Consider the following 19,331-nt stretch of genomic DNA (forward strand, 5'->3'; position numbering starts at 1 on the left):
CACCCGTCTTCCGGCCCAGTCGGCTCAGTCGGCGGTGAACGCGGCCCGCAACTGCTCCTTGAGCGAGCGCTGGAACGCCGTCACCAGGGCCTGGAGCACCATCGGCTGCATGTGCGCGGAGAGCGACTTCATCGCCTTGACGTGCTCGGGGTCCGCCTCCCGCTCCCGGTACGGGCCCCAGACCTCGTCCCGGAACAGCCGGGTCAGCTCCTGCGCGGCCGCGCGCGTGTGCTCCACCAGGACCGTACGGGCGGCGAGGATCGTCTCGTGCGCGATCGGTACGTCGAGCAGCTCCACGCCCAGCCGCAGCAGCCCCGGATCGAGCCGGAACACCCCGTCCTCGGGCGCGGACCGCTCCAGCACGCCCATCGCCGCCAGCCGTTCGAGATCCTGCTCGCCGAGCGGCCGCCCGGCCCGCCGCTCCAGCTCCGCCCGCGAGGCGTCCTCCGGCGAGTCCGGCGCCCAGGACGCCACCAGAGCCCGGTGGATGGCCAGATCGTGGGCGCTCAGGTCGGGCGGCAGCTGCTCCAGGTACCGTTCGATCGCGGCGAGCGTCATGCCCTGGTGCTGGAGCTCCTCGATCAGCGCAAGCCGCGAGAGATGGCCGTGCCCGTAGTGCCCGACCCGGCGCGGCCCGATCACCGGGGGCGGCAGCAGCCCGCGCGTGCTGTAGAACCGCACCGTGCGCACGGTCACCCCGGCGCGAGCCGCCAGCTCGTCGACGGTGAGCTTGGGCTCCTCGGCCTCGGCCGCCATGGTCCGCTCCTCGTGTCCGGTGCCGCGAACGGGCCGCGACGCACCTGCCCGCCCGGTGCAACAGTATTGCTGTCTCACCAACGATGTGAAAGCCCTGCCCGGCGGTTGCCCGAGGGTTGTCAGTGCCGCCGCCTAGCCTGAACACATGTCCGAGATCAGTTACGTACAGGGGGACGCGACCTCGCCGCAGGGCAAGGGCGCCAAGATCATCGTGCATGTCTGCAACGATCTCGGCGGCTGGGGCAAGGGCTTCGTCCTCGCCCTCTCGCGCCGCTGGCCCGAACCCGAGGCCGCCTACCGCTCCTGGCACCGCGACCGCGCGCACAACGACTTCGGCCTCGGCGCCGTCCAGTTCGTCCGGGTCTCCCCGTTCGTCGAGGTGGCCAACCTGGTCGGCCAGCACGGCATGCGCCGGGGCGGCAAGGGCGTCCCCGTGCGCTACGAGGCGATCGACACGGGGCTGGCCACCGTCGCCGACCGCGCCCGGGAGCTGGGCGCCTCGGTCCACATGCCCCGGATCGGCTGCGGCCTCGCGGGCGGCACCTGGTCCCGGATCGAGCCCCTCATAGCGGCCCGGCTGACGGAGCGGGGCCTGCCGGTGACCGTGTACGACTTCGGCTGACGGGCCGGGCCCGGCCTGGATACGGGGGTACGTTGCATGTCACCCTGTTGCGGCCGCTCCGTCCGGGGCGAGCCGGTGCGGACGGGGGAGGGGCCATGACGGCACGTGGTGGCGAGGGGGCGGCCCCCGCCGGGGTGCTGGGCGGGGCGGTCGCGCCCACCGACGCGCTGGGCGAACAGATCCTGGACGCCGCGCGCGAGCAGTTCATGACCTTCGGGCTGCGCCGCTCGACCGTCGACGACGTCGCCAAGCGCGCCGGTGTCTCGCGCGTGACCGTGTACCGGCGGATCGGCAACAAGGACAGTCTGGTCTCGGCGTGCCTGCTGCGCGAGTACCGCCGGTTCGTCGTGGAGGTGGACGAGGCGGTCGCCGCGCTGCCCACACCGGAGGACCGGCTGGTCGAGGGCTTCGCCGCCGTGCTCCGGCACATCCGCGAGCACCCTCTCATCGGCGGCCTGCTGCGCCTGGAGCCGGAGACCATGCTGCCGTTCCTGACCGTGGAGAGCGGCCCCGCCCTTCTCGCCATCCGGGACTATCTGGCGGGCCGGCTGCGCGAGGCCCGGCGCCTGGAGGGCGGACCGGAGACCGACCCGACCCCCGTCGCCGAACTCATGGTCCGGATCACGGTCTCGTTCCTGCTCAACCCGGTCAGCTGCTTCGAACTGGACGACGACGCCCAGGTCCGCGACTTCGCCCGCCGCTGCCTGGTCCCCCTGCTCACCGCCTAGGACCTGTCCGGCTCAGGCCGCCTCGTCCGGCAGCGGCTCCAGCGGGCGGTTCCGTGCCCAGTGCGGGCCCAGGTCGTCCAGCCGCCAGCCGAACGGGTACGAGCGGGGCCGTGGCCGGGACGGGAAGCGGCGCGGCCGGGCCGGCATCCGGCGTACGCACCGCGCCCGCAGCCGCAGCGCCCCCGACGCCGCGTTCCGCACCCAGCGGGGCTGCGGCCCGAACCCCAGCGCCCGCAGCAGCGGCTCGTCCAGCAGCGCCAGCGAGAACCGGGCGACGAGCGGCCGCAGCGGTCGCGGATACCAGCTCGCCATCACCCGGAACGTTGCACTGGCCACCCGCCGGTTCGCCGGGTCGTACGCGAACATGCGCTCCTCGTACGCGTCCAGCAGCCGTTCGAACCCCTCGTACGTGTCGGGGACGTCCTCGATGCCCATCAGCGCGCCCGTCCTGCGCGCCGCCTCCGCCAGTGCCCGCACCTCCTGCGCGCACAGCGGGCGCCAGCCGTACCGGTCGATCCAGCGCTTGGGCCCCACCACCGTCGTCGCCAGGACATAGCGGAAGTCGTCGTTCGGGATGCGGTACCTGCCGTGGATGCGGTTGAGGTGGCGGGCCGCCGCCCGCCCCCGCTCCGAGTCGAACCCGTCGATCGCCATCTCGTACCCGATCAGCACGGTGTCGTCGTACCGCTTCTGCCCGTTGCGCTCGAACTCCTGGGTGCGGTCGAGGAGCACGGAGATCCTGGGCACCCCGTAATCGCGCAGGAACGCCACGCTCACGCCCTGCCGGTAGTCCCAGGGGAACTCGTACTGGGAGATCAGCCGGAGGATCTCGGCGTAGTCCCGCGACGGGTCCATCCGGCGGATCTCGCGCAGGCGGCTGTACCGGCCCATGGTGCGCCCTCCTGTCCGTTTCCGGGCTCCCCACCGCCGAACGGGCGTCACAACTGACCCGCCTTGTCACGCCATATGACGAGGCGCCGGGTGCGGAGAGTCAAAGATACAAATACTATTGACTTGTATCACCGGTCCCGTCAACACCGCCGCGGGGCGGGCCGCGGTCAGGCGGACGCGCGGCGTATCAGCCGGGTCGGCGTGATCACCGGCTTCGGGCCGGGCCCCCCGTCCTCCAGCCGCTCCATCAGCAGGCGCACCATCAACCGGCCCATGCCCACCACGTCCTGACGGATCGTCGTCAGCGGCGGGTCCGTCGTCTCGGCGACCGACTCCATGTCGTCGAACCCGACCAGCGCCACGTCCTGCGGCACCCGCCGCCCCCGCTCGCGCAGCACCCGCAGCGCCCCCGACGCCATCAGATCGTTCGCCGCGAACACCGCGTCCACCTCCGGCCGCCGGTCCAGCAGCTCCGCCATGGCACGGGCGCCGCCCTCCACCGTGAAGTCGCCGTCCACCAGCAGCGCCGGATCGGCGTCCGGCAGCACGTCCGCGTAGCCGTCGATCCGGTCCAGCGACGACGTCTGGTCGCGCGGGCCCGCGATGTGCGCGATGTGCCGGCGGCCGAGCCCGGCCAGATGGCGCACGGCCTCCCGGGCGCCGCCCCGGTTGTCGCAGTCCACGAACGGCACCTCGTCGGCCGGGACGCCCGGCCTGCCGGGCCTGCCCCCGTAGACGGCCGGGACGCGGAAGCGCCTCATGGCGGTGGACAGTTCGTCGTCCGTGTGCAGCGAGAACGCAAGCACCCCGTCCACATGGCCCCCGGCCAGATAGCGGCTGACCCGCTCGAAATCCCCGCGCCCCTCCACCAGAAGCAGCACCAACTGCGCGTCATGCGCGCCCAGTTCCCGGCTGATGCCCCGGATGTGCTGGGAGAAGAACGGGTCCGAGAAGATCCGCGCCTCCGGCTCGTCGATGATCACGGCCACCGCCCCGTTGCGCCGGGTCACCAGGGTCCGCGCGGCGTGGTTCGGGATGTAGCCCAGCTCCTCGACCGCCTTGCGCACCTGGTCCACCAGCGGCTGCCGGACGCCCGCGCCGCCGTTCACCACACGGGAGGCCGTCGCCCGCGACACTCCGGCACGGGCCGCCACCGCCTCCAGTGTGGGGCGCGCGTGGAGCGGGGCATCGGGGGTCGGACCGGGCAAGGGACGCTCCTCACGGCGCGGCGGGAGGCCGAGGCGGCCGGGCCGGCCGATCGGCGCGAACAACGGGCGTCAGCCTAACGGCCGCCACCCCGGCCCCCGTTCCCCGTGAACCGGGCCGTGCACGGGCCTGTCGCGGCGCCCGCCGGCCGCAGTATCTTCCGCCCATGCCGATCGCGCCGACAGGCGGCGGACCGCTGCCGCCCCGGCGCACCCGTGCCCGCACCCTCGCCCTGGTGGCCGCCTCCGCCGCCCTCAGCGTCCCCCTGCTGACCGTCCCCTCCGACGCGGCGCGCGCCCCCGTGCCCCGGACCGGCTTCGAACGGTCCGGCGGGGCGCGCTGGACCGGGCAGTCCGAGGAGGCGTCGCTGCTCGCGGCCCTCGCCCGGCGCGGCGACCGGGTCTCCGTGCGACGCGTCGGCACCACGGGCCAGGGGCGCGCCCTGCGCCTCGTGCGCATCGGCAGCACCGACCCGGCGGCGCTCACCGTCCTGCTGGTCTGCGGCCAGCACGGCGACGAACCCGGCCCCCGCGAGGCGTGCCTGAGCACGGTCCGCGACCTCGCCCGCGCCACCGACGCCCCGACCCGCGCCCTCCTCGCCCGGACCACCGTCCTCGTGCTGCCCACCGCCAACCCGGACGGCCTGGCCGCGGGCAGCCGGGGCAACGGGGACGGCGTGGACGTCAACCGGGACCATGTCGCCCTGCGCACCGCCGAGGCGCGGGCCGTCGCCGCCGTACTGGACGCCCGGCGCCCCGATGTCGTCGCCGACCTGCACGAGTACGGCGCCGTCTCGCCGTACTACGACAAGGACCTGCTCGTCCTGTGGCCCCGTAACCCCGGCGTCGACGGGCCGTTGCGCGAGGCGGCGCGCGATCTCGCCATGGACGGGGTGCGGTCGGCCGTGCGGGAGGCCGGGTTCGGCACCGGGGTGTACGGCGTCTGGACCGACCCGGTCACCGGGCAGCCGGTCCGGTGGGTCGGGGGAGACGGCCGGGCGGGCATCCTGCGCAACCGGGCGGGCCTCGCGCACGCGGTCGGACTGCTGGTCGAATCCCGTACGGACGCGCTCACCGAGCAGGAGCGCGCCGACCCGGCCCTCGCCGGCCGCCGCCGGGTCGCCGCCCAACTCGCCGCCATCCGGGGGCTCCTGCGGTACGCGGTCGAGCGGCGCACGTCCATCGCCGCCGCCACCGCGCACTCCCGGTCGGCCGCCGGCGTCCCGCCCCGCGGCTGATCCCGCTTGTTGCTACCAAAAGATATGTCTTTGATGTGGTACTGCCTACGGAGAGCGATTTGTCAGTTTTCCGTGAAAGGTGCCATTCGTGTCGCAGGACGATCAGAGAACGGGCGGCAGAGGGGAGCTGTCGGTGACGGCGGACCTCCCCGGCGACCCGGGACAGCACCGGCGCCCCGTCACCGACCGGGTGGTGTTCGGCGTGACGGCCGGCCTCACCCTGGCCTTCGTCATCTGGGGGGCCACCGCCACCGACTCGCTGGAGGACGTCTCCGACAAGGCCCTCAACGGGCTCATCCACAACGGCGGTTGGGCCTTCATGCTGGCCGCTTCCGGATTCGTCGTCTTCGCCCTGTGGCTCGCCATCAGCCGGTACGGAAACATCACCCTCGGCCAGGAGGACGAGGAGCCGGAATTCCGCACCGTCTCCTGGGTCGCCATGATGTTCAGCGCCGGCATGGGCATCGGCCTGATGTTCTACGGGGTCAGCGAACCGCTGGCCCACTTCACCGACCCGCCGCCCGGCACCCACCCCGCCGACGCGGCGGAGGCGATGCAGACGGCGATGGCCACCACCCTCTTCCACTGGACGCTGCACCCCTGGGCCATCTACGCGGTGGTCGGCCTGGGCATCGCGTACAGCACCTTCCGGCGCCGCAGGCGGCAGACCATCAGCGCCGTGTTCGAACCGCTCATCGGCCCCGACCGCGCCCACGGCGGCCTCGGCCGGTTCATCGACATCCTGGCCATCTTCGCCACCCTCTTCGGCTCGGCCGCCTCCCTGGGACTCGGCGCCCTCCAGATCGGCAGCGGCTTCCACGAACTGAACTGGATGGAGAAGACCGGCACCGGCCTGCTCGTCCTGATCATCGCCGTGCTGACCGCCGCGTTCATCGCCTCGGCGGTCTCCGGCGTGGAGAAGGGCATCCAGTGGCTGTCCAACATCAACATGGTGCTCGCCCTGGTCCTGGCCGTGTTCGTGTTCATCGCGGGCCCCACGATCATCGTGCTCGACCTGGTGCCCACCTCGATCGCCGCCTACTTCGGCGACCTGGCGCAGCTCGCCGGCCGCACCGAGGCCACCGGTGAGGGCGAGGTCGCGGACTGGCTGGGCAGCTGGACCGTCTTCTACTGGGCCTGGTGGATCTCCTGGACGCCCTTCGTCGGCATGTTCATCGCGCGCATCAGCCGGGGCCGCACCATCCGCCAGTTCATCGGCGGCGTCATCCTGGTGCCCAGCACCGTCAGCCTCATCTGGTTCGCCGTCTTCGGCGGCACCGCGATCAAGCTCCAGGAGGGCGGCAAGCTCGGCGGCGCCGACACCCAGGAGGCCCAGCTCTTCAGCGTGCTCCAGCAGTTCCCCATCGCCACCGTCATGAGCATCCTGGTGATGGTGCTCGTCGGCATCTTCTTCGTCTCGGGCGCCGACGCCGCCTCCATCGTCATGGGCACCCTCTCCCAGAAGGGCATCCTGGAACCCGCCCGCTGGGTCGTCGTGTTCTGGGGCGTCGTCACCGGGGCCGTCGCGGCCGTCATGCTGCTCATCGGCAACGGCAAGGGCGACGCCCTGGCGGGCCTCCAGAACCTGACCATCCTGGTGGCGGCGCCCTTCACGATCGTGATGGTCGCCATGTGCGTGGCCCTGATGCGGGACCTGCGCCAGGACCCGCTGATCGTCCGCCGCGAGTTCGGCGTGGAGGCCGTCGAGTCCGCGGTCATCGAGGGCCACGCCCGGTACGACGGCGACTTCGAAATCCGCATCGGCCCCGGCGACAGCCAGATCACCACCGAACGCCACGACGGACCGGGCGCCCCGCACCCGAAGTAGCGGGACCCGCCGGGGGCGCCGCCCGCGCCCCCGGCCGGGGTCAGCCCACCAGCTCCGCCGCCTCCAGCGCGCAGCCCAGCGCCACCGTGACGCCCGCGCCGCCGTGCCCGTAGTTGTGGATCAGACGGGCGCCCCCGGAAAGCGTCTCCGCCTCGATACGGACGCCCGCGTCGCGCGCCGGGCGCAGCCCCACCCGGTGACCGAGCACCCGCGCCCGCGCGATCTCCGGCCGCACCCGCGCACAGCGGGCCACGATGTCCTCCGCCGTACGGGGATCGGGCACCGCGGACCAGTCGTCGGCGACCGCCGTGCCGCCGAGCACCAGCCGGCCGGGCTGGGGGAAGAAGTACGTGGTTTCGCTCGACGCCGGATCGGCCTCGGTGAACCACTCCCGTATCCCCGGATTCTCCACGAGCACCAACTGCCCGCGTACCGGCCGCACCCCCGCGTCCGGCACCAGCTCGCGGGCACCGAGCCCGGCGCAGTCGACCACCGTGCCCGCCTCCGCGGCCGCCTCGTCGAACGAGGCGACCGCACGCCGCTCGACCGTGCCCCCGGCCGCCCGCACCCGCCCCTCCAGCCACGCCAGATGCACCGGCATGTCGATGAGCGGCAGCCGGCACCGCAGCCCCTCGGCGGTCTCCACCACCCGCGCCGACTCCCGCACCCACGAGCCCAGACCGGCCAGGCGCTCACCGCGGTGCAGCCCGTCCACCAGCCGTACGCCGGTCTCCTCCGGCCGCGCCGCCAGCTCCTCGTAACGCCGCAGCGTGGTCAGTGCCCAGTCGCCGACCCGGTCCAGCGGCTCGATCCGGTACGGCCACCACAGGGCCCCCGCCACCGCCGACGTCGTCTCGCCGGCCGGTTCACGGGACCACACCCGCACCCGGCGCCCCCGCTCGGCCAGCACCAGCGCGGTGGTCAGCCCACTGACCCCGCCCCCCACCACGACCACATCCGCCACGGCCACCCGCCTCCCACCGCCCGCCCGTTTCTCCTGGCCGGACTCTAGGCGCTCCGCCCGCTGTCTCCCAGACCGCGCCGACTAGGATCGGCACCCTGATGACTGCCACTCTCGTCGCCAAGGACCTCGCCGCCGGACACGGCGACCGCACGCTCTTCGCCGGGCTCGACCTCGTCGTCGCCCCCGGAGACGTGATCGGTCTCGTCGGAGTCAACGGCGCGGGAAAATCGTCGCTGCTGCGGCTGCTCGCCGGGCTGGACCAGCCGGAGGAGGGCGAGCTGCGGCTCTCCCCGCCCACCGCAACGGTCGGCCATCTGCCGCAGGAACCCGAGCGGCGCCCCGGCGAGACCGTACGGGAGTTCCTTGGCCGCCGCACCGGGGTCGCCGAGGCGCAGGCCGCGATGGACGCCGCCACACAGGCCCTGGTGGACGGCGAGCCCGGCGCGGACGACGCCTACTCGGAGTCCCTGGAGCGCTGGCTCTCCCTCGGCGGCGCGGACCTGGACGAGCGGGCCGAGGAGACCGCCGCCGAACTCGGCCTCACCGTCGGCCTCGACCTGCCGATGACCGCCCTCTCCGGCGGCCAGGCGGCCCGCGCCGGACTCGCCTCGCTGCTGCTCTCGCGCTACGACGTCTTCCTGCTCGACGAGCCCACCAACGACCTCGACCTGGACGGCCTCGAACGCCTGGAGAAGTACGTCTCCGGGCTCCGGGCCGGCACCGTCCTCATCAGCCACGACCGCGAATTCCTCATGCGCACGGTGACCAAGGTCCTCGAACTCGACCTGGCCCAGCAGCAGATCAACCTCTACGGCGGCGGCTACGCGGCCTACCTGGAGGAACGCGAACGCGCCCGCCGGCACGCCCGCGAGGAGTACGAGGAGTACGCCGACAAGCGCTCGGCGCTGGAGAGCCGCGCCCTGATGCAGCGCTCCTGGATGGACAAGGGCGTCAAGAACGCCCGCCGCAAGGCCACCGACTCCGACAAGATCGGCCGCAAGTTCCGCAGCGAGTCCAGCGAGAAGCAGGCCGCGAAGGCCCGGCAGACCCAGCGCATGATCGAACGCCTCGACGTGGTGGACGAGCCGCGCAAGGAGTGGGAGCTGCGCATGGAGATCGCCTCCGCGCCCCGCTCCGGATCGGTCGTCGCCACCCTGCGCGAAGCCCGCCTGGTACGCGGCGACTTCGTCTTCGGCCCCGCCTCCCTCCAGATCGACTGGGCGGACCGGGTCGCCATCACGGGCGCCAACGGCTCCGGCAAGTCCACCCTGCTGGCCGCCCTGCTCGGCCGCCTCCCGCTGGACTCGGGGCACGCGAGCCTGGGCTCCGGCGTGGTCGTCGGCGAGGTGGACCAGGCGCGGAAGCTGTTCCACGGCTCGGAGAGCCTGCTGGAGGCGTTCTGCGCGGCGGTGCCCGAGACGGAGCCCGCCGACGTACGCACCCTGCTCGCCAAGTTCGGGCTGCGCGCCGACCATGTGATGCGCCCGGCGACCACGCTCTCGCCGGGCGAGCGCACCCGCTCGGCACTCGCCCTCCTCCAGGGCCGGGGCGTCAACCTGCTGGTGCTGGACGAGCCGACGAACCACCTGGACCTGCCCGCGATCGAGCAGCTGGAGTCGGCGCTCGACTCGTACACCGGCACCCTGCTCCTGGTGACGCACGACCGCCGGATGCTGGAGGCGGTGCGCACCACGCGCCGGATCAAGGTGGCGGAGGGCCGCGTAACGGAGGCCTGACCGGCATCTGGCATACCAAACGCCGAACCGGGGCCGGTCACACCTGAATATTCCGGCTTTCACCCGTGTGGCCGTGCCGCTTGGCATACCAAGTGTTACGGTCGGCGGGTGATGAATCGAGCGAGCGACGACCCCGGCGCCTCGCACGCCGACCGCGCCGAGCGGACGATCCGCGCGGGCATCCTGTCCGGCACGTACCCGCCGGGCTCCCGGCTGCGCGAACGCGACCTCTCCGAGAGCCTGGGCTTCTCCCGCATCCCGGTCCGCGAGGCGCTCACCAGGCTGACCGGCGAGGGCCTGGTCGTCCTCGAACCCCGCCGGGGCGCCTCCGTACGCGACCTCTCGCTGCGGGACGTCGCCGAACTCTTCGACCTCCGCCTCAGCCTGGAGGTCTTCGCCGCCCGCCGGGCCGCCGAGGCGTGCGCGGCCGGGGGAGACGGCGAACGGCTGCGGACCCTGATGGAGGCGGCCGAGGAGGCCACCCGGCGCGGCGACGCCGAACAGATCCCGGCGGCCAACACCGCCCTGCACGCGGAAATCGTCGCGATGACCGGGAACCGGCTGCTCCGGGACGCCCTGCACCCCTCACTCGGCCTGGTCCAGTGGCTGTTCACCCTCACCGGAGGCCGCGACCCGCGCGTCCAGTGCGCCGAGCACCGGGACATCTGCGCCGCGATCCACGCGGGCAAACCCGAACTGGCCGGGGCCCTGGCGTACGCCCACATCGAGCGCGGCCGCGAACCCTCGCTGGCCGCCCTGGCCGGTGTACTCCCGGCCGGATAGCACCGCGTACGGCCGCAGCGCCCACCACCCACCACCCCCACACCGGACAGGAGAAGCGCCGCATGCTGATCACCGACGTACGCCCCTGGGGCGGAGCGCCCAGCGACCTCACCGTCGAGAACGGGGTGATCACCGCGATCACCCCGCACGACCCGGCCCGCGCCGGCACGGGCGACACCGTGGCCGACCGGGGCCGGCTCGCCCTGCCGTCCTTCTCGGACGTCCACTGCCACCTCGACTCCACCCGCATGGGCCTGCCCTTCCGCCCGCACACGGGCGAGCCCGGCGTCTGGGGCATGGTGATGAACGACCGCGCGCACTGGCGCGAGGACGAGTGGGACGTCGCCCGGCGGGCCACGTACACCCTGGCCCGCATGATCGAGCGCGGCACCACCCGCGTACGCAGCTACGCCCAGATCGACGCGGACTGCGGCCTGGAGCGCTTCGAGGGCGTCCTCGCCGCCCGTGAGGCGCACGCCGGCCGCTGCGAGGTCGAGATCATCGCGTTCCCGCAGGCGGGCCTCGTCCGGGAGAAGGGCGTGCCGGAACTCATCGACCGGGCCCTGTCCTCGGGCGCCGCCGTGGTCGGCGGCATCGACCCGTGCACCCTGGACCGCGACCCCGTACGCCACCTCGACATCCTGTTCGACCTCGCGGAGCGCCATCAGGCCCCGGTCGACATCCACCTCCACGAGCCGGGCCAACTCGGCGTGTTCAGCGTCGACCTGATCCTGGAGCGGGTGCGGGCCCTGGACATGGCCGGCCGGGTGTCCCTCTCGCACGCCTACGACCTGGGCGGCGTCGACGAGGCGACGACGCGCCGGCTCATCGAGGAGTTCGCCGAGCTGGACATCGCGATGGCGACGGTAGCCCCGGCCCGCCACCGCTCCCTGCCGCTCACCGGGCTGACCGCCGCCGGCGTCCGGGTGGGCCTCGGCGAGGACGGCCAGCGCGACTTCTGGTCCCCGTACGGCAACGGCGACATGCTGGACCGCACCTGGCAGCTCGCCTTCACCAACGGGTACAGCGCGGACGCCCTGATCGAGCACTGCGTGGCGGTCGCCACGACCGGCGGCGCCTCCCTCCTGCGGACGGGCCCCGCCCGTCTGACCTCCACGACGGACCGCCCCGGCGTCACGGTGGGCGCCGCGGCGGACCTGCTCCTGCTGGAGGGAGAGACGGTCACCGCCGCGGTCATGGACCGCAGCGGTGACCGAACGGTGCTGCACGGGGGCCGGGTGGTGGCGGACGCCCTCACGCTCGTGGACTGACCCGCCCCCTTCGCCGGCCCGGTCCTACTCGCCCTTCAGCAGCCCGGCCCGCCGCAGCGCGTCGGCCATCGCCCCGTTGGCCGGCGCGCCACCGGCCGCCGGCCGGCCGCCGTTCCCACGCCCGCCGGAGGAGCGTCCGCCGGAGGAGCGGTCGCCGGACGAACGCCCGCCGGAGGAGCGGTCACCGCCGCCCTGCCGGGGCCGGGGCGGTCGGCCGCCGCCCCGCTCGCCCGAGGACGCGCGGCCCCCGGCCGCCCCCGACCCGGCCGCGGACCCCACCTCGTCGTCCAGCCGCAACGACAGCGAGATCCGCTTGCGCGGGATGTCGACCTCCATCACCTTCACTCGGACCACATCACCCGGCTTCACCACATCGCGCGGGTCCTTCACGAAGGACCGCGACATCGCGGAGACGTGGACGAGCCCGTCCTGATGCACCCCGACGTCCACGAACGCCCCGAACGCGGCGACGTTCGTGACGACGCCCTCCAGCACCATCCCGGACACCAGGTCGCCGATCTTCTCGACGCCCTCCTTGAAGGTGGCCGTCTTGAAGGCGGGCCGCGGGTCGCGGCCCGGCTTCTCCAGCTCCCTGATGATGTCCGTGACCGTCGGCAGCCCGAACTTCTCGGACACGAACTCGTCCGCCCGCAGCGACCGCAGCACATCCGTGTTGCCGATCAGCGCGGCGACGTCCCCGCCCGTCTTCTTCACCATCGCCCGTACCACCGGATACGCCTCCGGGTGCACGCTCGACGCGTCGAGCGGGTCGTCGCCCCGGATACGGAGGAAGCCCGCGCACTGCTCGTACGCCTTCGGCCCCAGCCGGGCCACGTCCTTGAGGCTCCTGCGCGAGCGGAACGGCCCGTTGGCGTCGCGGTGCGCCACGATGTTCTCGGCGAGCCCCGCCCCGATGCCGGAGACCCGCGAGAGCAGCGGCGCGGACGCGGTGTTGACGTCCACGCCGACACCGTTCACACAGTCCTCGACGACCGCGTCCAGCGACCGCGACAGCTTCACCTCGGACAGGTCGTGCTGGTACTGCCCGACACCGATCGACTTCGGGTCGATCTTCACCAGCTCGGCCAGCGGGTCCTGGAGCCGGCGCGCGATCGAGACGGCGCCGCGCAGCGACACGTCCATGTCGGGCAGCTCCTGCGAGGCGAACGCGGACGCCGAGTACACCGAGGCACCGGCCTCCGAGACCATCACCTTGGTGAGCTTCAGCTCCGGATGCCGCGCGCACAGCTCACCGGCGAGCTTGTCGGTCTCGCGCGACGCGGTGCCGTTGCCGATGGCGATCAGATCGACGTGGTGCTCGCGGGCCAGCCGCTCCAGCGTCGCCAGCGCCTGGTCCCACTTGTTGGCCGGGACGTGCGGATGGATGACGTCGGTCGCGACGACCTTGCCCGTCGCGTCCACGACCGCGACCTTCACGCCGGTACGGAAGCCGGGGTCGAGCCCCAGCGTGGCGCGCGTGCCGGCGGGCGCGGCGAGCAGCAGATCGCGCAGGTTCGACGCGAACACGCGCACCGCCTCGTCCTCCGCAGCCGTACGCAGCCGCAGCCGCAGGTCGATGCCGAGGTGCACCAGAATCCTGGTCCGCCAGGCCCACCGCACCGTGTCCGCCAGCCACTTGTCCCCGGGACGCCCCCGGCCGGCCACGCCGAAGCGCCGGGCCACCATGTTCTCGTACGAGGAGGGGCCGGGCTCGTCGGACGGCTCCTCCGGCTCCAGGACCAGGTCGAGTACGTCCTCCTTCTCGCCCCGGAGCATCGCCAGCACCCGGTGCGAGGGCAGCGCCGTGAACGGCTCGGCGAAGTCGAAGTAGTCCGCGAACTTGGCGCCCGCCTCCACCTTGCCCTCCCGGACCCGCGCCACCAGCCGCCCGCGCGTCCACATGCGCTCGCGCAGCTCACCGATCAGGTCGGCGTCCTCCGAGAAGCGCTCGGTCAGGATGGCGCGGGCACCCTCCAGGGCCGCCGCCGCGTCCGCCACGCCCTTGTCCGCGTCCACGAAGGCCGCCGCCGCCGCGAGCGGCTCCACCGAAGGGTCGTCGAGCAGCCCGGAGGCGAGCGGTTCGAGACCGGCCTCCCGCGCGATCTGCGCCTTCGTCCGCCGCTTCGGCTTGAACGGGAGGTAGATGTCCTCCAGCCGCGCCTTGGTGTCGGCGGCCCGGATGCGCGCCTCCAGCTCCGCGTCGAGCTTGCCCTGCTCCCGTACGGATTCGAGGACCGCCGTCCGGCGCTCCTCCAGCTCCCGCAGATACCGCAGCCGCTCCTCGAGCGTGCGCAGCTGCGCGTCGTCGAGCATCTCGGTCGCTTCCTTGCGGTAGCGCGCGATGAACGGCACGGTGGACCCGCCGTCGAGCAGCTCGACGGCCGCCTTCACCTGTCGCTCGCGTACGCCGAGCTCCTCGGCGATCCTGCCTTCGATGGACGTCGTCACGGTTCTACCGACTCGCCTTCTCCTGCTGGCTGTGCTGGTCGGGCCCCGGACCGCCGCCGGGGCGGACCGGAGTCACACGCCTGCATTCTGCCGGGTGGCCGGGCGCCGTGTCGCCGGACCACCCCAGCGGACGGCCGGTGGATTTCCCGCGCCGGGTCAGCCGGTCGCGCTCGACGGGAAGGCGCCCGCCGCCGCGGCCGTGGCGAGGAAGCCGCGCCCCAGCTCCGTCAGCCGGGCCACACCCGGCCCGCCCAGGTGCTCGTACGGGCCCAGGTCCATCCGGTCCGTGTCCCGCTCCAGCCCCTCGCGCAGCGCGGCGCCCTCGTCGGTCAGCGCGCCCTCCGCCGTGAGCAGCCCGCGCTCCCGCAGCCGCTGCGACGCCGCCTCCCAGTCGGCGCGCCGCCAGCCCCGGGTGGACAGCAGCCAGCCGATCGCCATGCCCTTGCCGGTCGCGGTGTGGCTGACCAGGGCCTCGACCGGGTCGAGCCCTGCGGCGAGGAGCGCGGCGAGATGGGCGTCGCCCCGGTGCTCGCGCAGCAGCCCCGCCGCGTGCCAGTACACCAGGTGCGGTTCGTCCGGGACCGGCAGACCGGCGTGGGCGGCGTACAGCGGCCGGGCGTGCCGGGTGCAGCCCTCGGTGGCGCGCAGGGCCAGCGACGCGGCCTCGGCCATCTCGGGCGAGGCGATGATCTCGTCGCCGAGCAGCCGGCGCAGCGTCGCGTCGGCGGCCCGCAGCCGCGCGTCCAGGACCGCGGCGGGCGAGGCGATGTCCCAGAGGGCGGGCACGTGCTGGGAGACCAGCGCGTGGTTGAAGTTGTAGAACGTCGCGGTCACCGTCCCCGCGCCGACCGCGCCCATCGCGGCCGCGCGGGTGGCGAAGTAGACGGCGGTGGGGTCGACGATTCCCAGCCCGCCGAACTCCTTGCCGAGGTCGGGGGAGAAGTAGAGCGAGGAGTGCAGCGGGTTGAGGGCGTTGTGGCAGCGCCGGCCGGCACGGGGCGGGAGAGTACTCATGACCGGAACGTTACCGACTGGTTGGTACGAGCGGGAAGTCCCGTGTGTACGTGAGCTCCGCCGCAGCCGTGATGGCGGGAAAGGTGGGAAATCCGTCATTGCGGCCCTGTGACGGGCCCGCCCAGGATGGGGGCCATGAAGCAGCGATCCGTGCTCGTCGTCCTGTTCGACGGCGTCCAGAGCCTCGACGTCACCGGCCCCATGGAGGTGTTCGCCGGTGCCTCGAAGTTCCCCGGCGTGCGGTACGAGCTGCGCACCGCATCGCTGGACGGCGCCCCGGTCCGCACCTCCTGCGGACTCACGCTCGTCCCGGACGGCAGCCTCCCCGGCGCCCCGGCCCCCGACACGCTGCTGGTCCCCGGCGGCGCCGGCACCCGGGCCCCCGACCCGGCGCTGGTGGACTGGCTGCGCGTGAACGCCCCGCTGCCCGAACGGCTGGTCTCGGTGTGCAGCGGGGCGCTGCTGCTGGCCGCGGCCGGACAGCTGGACGGCCACCGGGTGACGACCCACTGGAACGTGTGCGACACGCTGGCCCGCGCCCATCCCGCCGTGCGGGTCGATCCCGAACCGATCTTCGTACGGGACGGCAGGATCGCCACCTCCGCCGGAGTCACCGCGGGCATCGACCTCGCGCTGGCCCTGGTCGAGGAGGACCACGGCCGGGACGTCGCCCTGACGATCGCGCGGCACCTGGTCGTCTTCCTGCGCAGGCCGGGCGGCCAGTCCCAGTTCAGCGCCCAGCTCAGGGCCCAGACGGCGCGCCGCGAACCGCTGCGCGAGGTGCAGCACTGGATCACCGAGCACCCCGGCGCCGACCTCTCCGTGGACGCCCTGGCCGCCCGCGCCCGGCTCTCGCCCCGCCACTTCGCCCGCGCCTTCCACGCGGAGACCGGGACCACGCCCGGCCGGTACGTCGACCGGGTCCGCCTCGAACACGCCCGCAGGCTCCTGGAGGACACCGCCGACGGCGTCGCCGGAATCGCCCGCAGCTGCGGCTACGGCACCCCGGAGGCGATGCGCCGGGCCTTCGTCAAGGCGCTGGGCACCGGCCCCGCCGAATACCGCCGCCGCTTCGGCTCCCACACCGCGGACCACTCCTGACCCACCCGAGAGACAGGAAGACCATGCAGATCGCCATCGCCCTCTTCGACCGCTTCACCGCCCTGGACGCCGTGGGCCCCTACGAGATCCTGTCCCGCGTCCCCGGCGCCGAGACGGTCTTCGTCGCCGAGCGCACGGGCACGGTACGCAACGACAACGGCGGCCTCGGCCTGGTCGCGCAGCGCACCTTCGACGAGGTCCCCGCCCCGGACCTGCTGATCGTCCCCGGCGGCCCCGGACAGCACCACCAGATGGACAACGAGCACCTCCTCAACTGGCTGCGCCGCGCGGACGGGGCCACCACCTGGACGACCTCCGTGTGCACCGGCTCGCTGCTCCTCGGGGCCGCCGGGCTCCTGCGGGGGCGGCGCGCCACCTCGCACTGGCTCGCCCTGGACACGCTCCGGGAGCACGGGGCCGCGCCCACCGGCGAACGCGTGGTCTTCGACGGCAAGTACGTCACCGCGGCCGGTGTCTCGTCCGGCATCGACATGGGCCTCGCCCTGCTGGGCCGCATCGCCGGCGACCGCGCCGCCCAATCCGTACAGCTCCTCACCGAGTACGACCCCCGGCCGCCCTACGACGCGGGCTCGCCGGACAAGGCCCCCGCCGACCTGGTCGAGGAGTGGCGCGGCAGGAGCCGGTTCATCCTCCGGTAGCCGCCGCCCCGGCCCCCGGCGCCTGCGCCCGCCAGGTGAACCGGGGCGCCCGGCGCTCCAGGAACGCGGCGACACCCTCCGCCGTGTCCCCGCTCCCTCGCGCCTGACCGGCCCAGTGCCCGTCCCGGTCCGTGCGCCCGGCCGCGAACTCCTTGGCCGCGGCCTGGGTCAGCCGCGACCGGGACACCAGGGTCCGTACGTACGCGCCGACCCGCTCGTCCAGCCCGCCGGCCGGCAGGACCTCGTCCACCAGACCGGTCCGCAGCGCCCGCCCGGCGTCGATCAGCTCACCGGAGAACAGCAGGTGCTTGGCCGTCGCCGGGCCCGTGAGGGCGACCAGCCTGCGGGTGGACGAGGAGGGGTAGACGATGCCCAGCTTGGCCGGGGTGACCCCGAACCGCGCCCCCTCGGCCGCGAACCGCAGATCGCAGGCGGCGGCGAGCTGGCTCCCGCCGCCCACGCAGTAGCCGCGCACCGCCGCGAGCGTCGGCAGCGGGAACGCGGCCAGCGCCTCCTCGGCGGCCACGGCCAGCCCCTGCGGGTCGTGCGCCGGGTCCCGGAGCGAGGAGATGTCGGCGCCCGCGCAGAAGGTGTCGCCCGCGCCCGTCAAAACCAGGGCGCCCACGGACGGATCGGCCGCCAGCTCCGCCAGCAGCACCGGCAGCGCCCGCCACATCGCGGCCGTCATCGCGTTGCGCTTGGCGGGATTGCTGATGACGACGGTGGCCACGCCGTCCGCGACGGTGTGCTCCAGCCGGGGTTCCGTACGGTCCATGGCCGGATGCTATCCGTGCCGCCCGAACCTATGATCAAGAAGGGGTCGCGAAGCCGGTACGCACCCCGAGGAGCCCGATGTGGACGGTCCCGAACGCGAAGGCAGGAGGCTCAGCCGCAGCTTCGGCGGGCTGGCCCTGCTCGGCATTCTGCTCGTCGTCGCCGGCCTGGTCGGCCTCGTCTACACCGGGGTGGCGACGCTCACCTCGATGATCCTGTTCGGCTGGCTGCTGCTCATCGGCGGCCTGGTCGGACTGGTGCACGCCGTCCAGTCGCGCGGCACCAGCTACTTCTGGCTGGGCGTGGTCGTGGCGGCGCTCAACATCGCCGCCGGCGTCGTCGTCATCCGCCATCCGCACGGCACCGCCGAAGCGCTGACCATGTTCGCGGCGCTGCTCTTCCTGACCGGCGGGGTGTTCCGGCTCGTCGGCAGCGTCGTGGTGCGCGGGTCGCAGTTCGGCTGGACCCTGCTCCAGGGTGCCTTCGGACTGCTCCTCGGCCTGCTCGTGCTGTTCGACTGGCCGCACAGCAGCCTCTACGTCCTCGGCTGCTTCTTCTCGCTCGCCCTGCTCTTCGACGGACTCGGGCTCATCGCCGTCGGCATCGGCGGCCGGCGGATCGTCTCCATGGTCTCCGGAACCGACCCGCTCAGCAAAGACAGTCGGAAGCAGTCCGAAAGTTGACGCATATGCGCAAATCAAGTCGAGTTCGGTCAATCAGAATCGACTTATAGTCAGTTGCGCGGACCGAAGCAACCCGGAGCGCCACTCTGTACTCGACGTGCAGTCACTTCGAGTGGAGAGCGGGTACCGGACTATGGAGAGCCGCGGGAGTGTCCCCGCCCGGCCCGTGCCGTACGAAGGGGTGTGGCGGTTCACCGCCCCGGCAGCGGACGTCTCCGTACCGCAGGCCAGGCACGCCGTGCGCGACCTGCTGAGGCGCCAGAACGTGCCGATCGGCGACGACCTCACCCAGGGCCTGCTGCTCATCGTCTCCGAGCTGGTCACCAACGCCGTCAAGCACGCGGCGCTGCTCTCGCCGGAGCTGGCCGTCGAGGTGGCCGTGGGCGAGGCATGGGTCAGGGTGTCCGTCGAGGACAACCACCCCTACCGGCCCACCGCGCTGGAGACCGACCACGCGCAGACCGGCGGACGGGGCCTGCTGCTGGTCCGCGAGATCACCCGCGAGGCGGGCGGCGGCTGCGACGTCGAGCACACCGCGGGCGGCGGCAAGGTCATCTGGGCGACCCTGCCGCTCGGGGGCGTCTGACGCATCCCCCGAACCCCCGCGGCACCACCCACCGACCGCGCAGA

17 protein-coding genes and 1 pseudogene are annotated in these 19,331 nt (G+C 73.4%); 11 read left to right on the top strand and 7 right to left on the bottom strand.

Annotated features, from left to right (window positions below):
* Positions 1 to 24: 24 nt before the first annotated feature.
* Positions 25 to 756, bottom strand: a complete 732-nt coding sequence (locus DNK56_RS32210) for a MerR family transcriptional regulator (RefSeq protein ID WP_111339285.1) — start codon at positions 754 to 756, stop codon at positions 25 to 27.
* A gap of 145 nt (positions 757 to 901) precedes the next feature.
* Here DNK56_RS32210 and DNK56_RS32215 point away from each other — a divergent pair, with 145 nt between their 5' ends.
* Both DNK56_RS32215 and DNK56_RS32220 read left to right on the top strand, forming a co-directional pair.
* Positions 902 to 1,378 carry a macro domain-containing protein gene (locus DNK56_RS32215; RefSeq protein ID WP_111339286.1) on the top strand — a complete coding sequence of 159 codons (477 nt, stop codon included), beginning with the start codon at positions 902 to 904 and terminating at the stop codon, positions 1,376 to 1,378.
* A 95-nt stretch (positions 1,379 to 1,473) separates the two neighbouring features.
* Complete coding sequence (locus DNK56_RS32220; RefSeq protein ID WP_111339287.1) at positions 1,474 to 2,106, top strand: TetR/AcrR family transcriptional regulator; 633 nt, start codon at positions 1,474 to 1,476, stop codon at positions 2,104 to 2,106.
* A 12-nt stretch (positions 2,107 to 2,118) separates the two neighbouring features.
* Here the strand turns inward: DNK56_RS32220 and DNK56_RS32225 are convergent, their stop codons facing one another.
* Both DNK56_RS32225 and DNK56_RS32230 read right to left on the bottom strand, forming a co-directional pair.
* On the bottom strand, positions 2,119 to 2,997 hold the full coding sequence (locus DNK56_RS32225) for an oxygenase MpaB family protein (RefSeq protein ID WP_111339288.1): 879 nt from the start codon (positions 2,995 to 2,997) through the stop codon (positions 2,119 to 2,121).
* Positions 2,998 to 3,164: 167 nt separating this feature from the next.
* On the bottom strand, positions 3,165 to 4,205 hold the full coding sequence (locus DNK56_RS32230) for a LacI family DNA-binding transcriptional regulator (protein ID WP_111339289.1): 1,041 nt from the start codon (positions 4,203 to 4,205) through the stop codon (positions 3,165 to 3,167).
* A gap of 164 nt (positions 4,206 to 4,369) precedes the next feature.
* Between DNK56_RS32230 and DNK56_RS32235 the strand changes: the two are divergent.
* Positions 4,370 to 5,416, top strand: a pseudogene (locus tag DNK56_RS32235) (M14 family metallopeptidase); the annotation flags it as partial.
* 112 nt (positions 5,417 to 5,528) lie between these two features.
* On the top strand, positions 5,529 to 7,268 hold the full coding sequence (locus DNK56_RS32240) for a BCCT family transporter (RefSeq protein ID WP_199563558.1): 1,740 nt from the start codon (positions 5,529 to 5,531) through the stop codon (positions 7,266 to 7,268).
* Between the two features lie 40 nt (positions 7,269 to 7,308).
* Here the strand turns inward: DNK56_RS32240 and DNK56_RS32245 are convergent, their stop codons facing one another.
* On the bottom strand, positions 7,309 to 8,232 hold the full coding sequence (locus tag DNK56_RS32245) for an FAD-dependent oxidoreductase (protein ID WP_111339712.1): 924 nt from the start codon (positions 8,230 to 8,232) through the stop codon (positions 7,309 to 7,311).
* 98 nt (positions 8,233 to 8,330) lie between these two features.
* On the opposite strand from DNK56_RS32245, the gene DNK56_RS32250 reads away from it, so the two are divergent.
* From DNK56_RS32250 to DNK56_RS32260, 3 genes are all read left to right on the top strand, one after another.
* Positions 8,331 to 9,968, top strand: coding sequence for an ABC-F family ATP-binding cassette domain-containing protein (locus tag DNK56_RS32250; protein WP_111339291.1), 1,638 nt, complete (start codon positions 8,331 to 8,333; stop codon positions 9,966 to 9,968).
* A 111-nt stretch (positions 9,969 to 10,079) separates the two neighbouring features.
* Positions 10,080 to 10,751, top strand: coding sequence for a GntR family transcriptional regulator (locus DNK56_RS32255; RefSeq protein WP_111339292.1), 672 nt, complete (start codon positions 10,080 to 10,082; stop codon positions 10,749 to 10,751).
* A 62-nt stretch (positions 10,752 to 10,813) separates the two neighbouring features.
* The gene (locus tag DNK56_RS32260; RefSeq protein ID WP_111339293.1) at positions 10,814 to 12,022 is read left to right on the top strand and encodes an amidohydrolase family protein; all 1,209 of its coding nucleotides are present in this window, start codon (positions 10,814 to 10,816) and stop codon (positions 12,020 to 12,022) included.
* A gap of 24 nt (positions 12,023 to 12,046) precedes the next feature.
* Here the strand turns inward: DNK56_RS32260 and DNK56_RS32265 are convergent, their stop codons facing one another.
* Positions 12,047 to 14,470, bottom strand: a complete 2,424-nt coding sequence (locus DNK56_RS32265) for a Tex family protein (RefSeq protein ID WP_111339294.1) — start codon at positions 14,468 to 14,470, stop codon at positions 12,047 to 12,049.
* Between the two features lie 156 nt (positions 14,471 to 14,626).
* Positions 14,627 to 15,484, bottom strand: a complete 858-nt coding sequence (locus DNK56_RS32270) for an SCO6745 family protein (protein WP_111339295.1) — start codon at positions 15,482 to 15,484, stop codon at positions 14,627 to 14,629.
* A gap of 135 nt (positions 15,485 to 15,619) precedes the next feature.
* Between DNK56_RS32270 and DNK56_RS32275 the strand changes: the two genes are divergently transcribed.
* Together DNK56_RS32275 and DNK56_RS32280 are read left to right on the top strand one after the other, a co-directional pair.
* The gene (locus DNK56_RS32275) at positions 15,620 to 16,585 is read left to right on the top strand and encodes a GlxA family transcriptional regulator (RefSeq protein ID WP_111339296.1); all 966 of its coding nucleotides are present in this window, start codon (positions 15,620 to 15,622) and stop codon (positions 16,583 to 16,585) included.
* A gap of 23 nt (positions 16,586 to 16,608) precedes the next feature.
* Positions 16,609 to 17,244, top strand: coding sequence for a DJ-1/PfpI family protein (locus DNK56_RS32280; RefSeq protein ID WP_111339297.1), 636 nt, complete (start codon positions 16,609 to 16,611; stop codon positions 17,242 to 17,244).
* On the opposite strand, the gene DNK56_RS32285 is transcribed toward DNK56_RS32280, so the two are convergent.
* Complete coding sequence (locus DNK56_RS32285; RefSeq protein ID WP_111339298.1) at positions 17,231 to 18,019, bottom strand: enoyl-CoA hydratase/isomerase family protein; 789 nt, start codon at positions 18,017 to 18,019, stop codon at positions 17,231 to 17,233. The two genes, DNK56_RS32280 and DNK56_RS32285, sit on opposite strands and share 14 nt — an antisense overlap.
* A gap of 79 nt (positions 18,020 to 18,098) precedes the next feature.
* Here DNK56_RS32285 and DNK56_RS32290 point away from each other — a divergent pair, with 79 nt between their 5' ends.
* Positions 18,099 to 18,701 carry an HdeD family acid-resistance protein gene (locus tag DNK56_RS32290; protein WP_111339299.1) on the top strand — a complete coding sequence of 201 codons (603 nt, stop codon included), beginning with the start codon at positions 18,099 to 18,101 and terminating at the stop codon, positions 18,699 to 18,701.
* Between the two features lie 133 nt (positions 18,702 to 18,834).
* Complete coding sequence (locus DNK56_RS32295; RefSeq protein WP_111339300.1) at positions 18,835 to 19,287, top strand: ATP-binding protein; 453 nt, start codon at positions 18,835 to 18,837, stop codon at positions 19,285 to 19,287.
* The last annotated feature ends 44 nt before the right edge of the window (positions 19,288 to 19,331 follow it).

Source organism: Streptomyces sp. AC1-42W, assembly GCF_003248355.1.
Classification (GTDB): domain Bacteria; phylum Actinomycetota; class Actinomycetes; order Streptomycetales; family Streptomycetaceae; genus Streptomyces.